Raw genomic sequence first — 1416 nt, 5'->3', positions numbered from 1 at the left:
ATGGAGTGCCCGACGAGCACGGCCTTCTCACCGGGCGCGAGCGTCGCCGCGAGCACCGCCTCCAAGTCGTCCGCGAGGGCGTCGGTGCTGCACAGGGCGGCAGCGGGGCTGCGGCCGTGGCCGCGCTGGTCGTAGGCGATCACCCGGTGGTCGACGGCGAGGTCCCGGATCTGCGCCGCCCAGAACGCGGTCGAGCAGGTCCAGCCGTGCACGAGCACCACCGCGGGCGCGCCGTCAGGCCCGTGGGTCTCCACGTGCAGCCGCGCGCCGTCGGCGGACACGGCCGTCAACTCCCGTACGGCGACGGGCGGGGCGTAGGGCCCGTGTTTCACATGGGTCAGTCGGGTCACGCTCCGGCCTCCACCTTCGTCGCCTCGGTCGCGGTCGTCCCCCGGGTCTTCCCCGCACCGGGCGGCGGCACCCGCAGCACCTCGTACTCGGCGAGATCCACCCGCCGGGTGGCGCCGCGGAACTCGGTGGTCGTGCCGGGCCAGATGGTGGTGTTGCGGCCGTGCGCGTCGAGGTACCAGCTGGTGCAGCCGCCGGTGTTCCAGACGGTCCGCTCCATACGCTTCTGGACGCGCCGGTTCCAGGCGTCCACGGCATCGGCCCTGGCGTCGAGGGCGACCCGGCCGCCGAGCACGTCCAGCTGCCGCAGGAAGTCCGCCATGTAGTTCAGCTGGGACTCGATCATCAGGATCATGCTGGAGTTCCCGAGGCCCGTGTTGGGCCCGATGATCGTCATCCAGTTCGGGAACCCGGCGGCCGACGCGCCGCGCAGCGCCCGCATCCCGCCGTCGGCCCAGGACTCGGCGAGGGTCCGGCCGTCGGCGCCCACGACCCGGTCGGCGATGGGCATGTCGGTGACGTGGAACCCGGTGCCGAAGACGATCGCGTCGACCTCGGCGGTGCTCCCGTCGGCCGCGACGAGGGTGGAGCCCTCGACCCGGGCGAGCCCGGAGGCGACCACGTCGACGTTCGGTCGGGTGAGCGCCGGATAGTAGGTGTTCGACAGCAGGATCCGCTTGCAGCCGATGCGGTAGTCGGGCGTGAGCTTGGCACGCAGGGCGGGGTCCTTGATCGCCCGTGCCATGTTCCGCCGGGCCATCCGCTCCACCAGGCCCAGCTGTTCGGGCCGCTTGGTGAAGGCCTGGACCTGGAGCTCCCGGATGCCCCACAGCAGTCCGCGCCGGGCCTGCGTGGTGAAAGGCAGCTGCCGGTGCAGCCACCGCTCGGCCCGGCTGATGTCACGGTCGACGCGTGGCAGCACCCACGGCGGGGTCCGCTGGAACAGGGTCAGCCGGCCGACCTCGGGCTGGATCGCGGGCACGATCTGGATCGCCGAGGCCCCCGTCCCGACCATCGCGACCCGCTTGCCGCCGAGGTCGTAGTCGTGGTTCCAGCGCGCGGAGTGGA

Annotated in this window: 1 protein-coding gene and 1 pseudogene; both read right to left on the bottom strand. The window is 72.7% G+C overall.

Annotated features, from left to right (window positions below; translation table 11 throughout):
• Positions 1-350 (bottom strand): alpha/beta fold hydrolase (locus AOK15_RS18640; RefSeq protein ID WP_157870295.1); only part of this gene is annotated, 350 nt, incomplete at its 3' end.
• Positions 347-1416, bottom strand: a pseudogene (locus tag AOK15_RS18635) (flavin-containing monooxygenase); the annotation flags it as partial. The gene AOK15_RS18640 and the pseudogene AOK15_RS18635, both read right to left, overlap by 4 nt.

The organism is Streptomyces ossamyceticus, from assembly GCF_001418475.1.
GTDB lineage: Bacteria > Actinomycetota > Actinomycetes > Streptomycetales > Streptomycetaceae > Streptomyces > Streptomyces ossamyceticus.
Note: the sequence above shows the minus strand (reverse complement) of the source record. Positions and strands in the feature narration are given on the sequence as shown.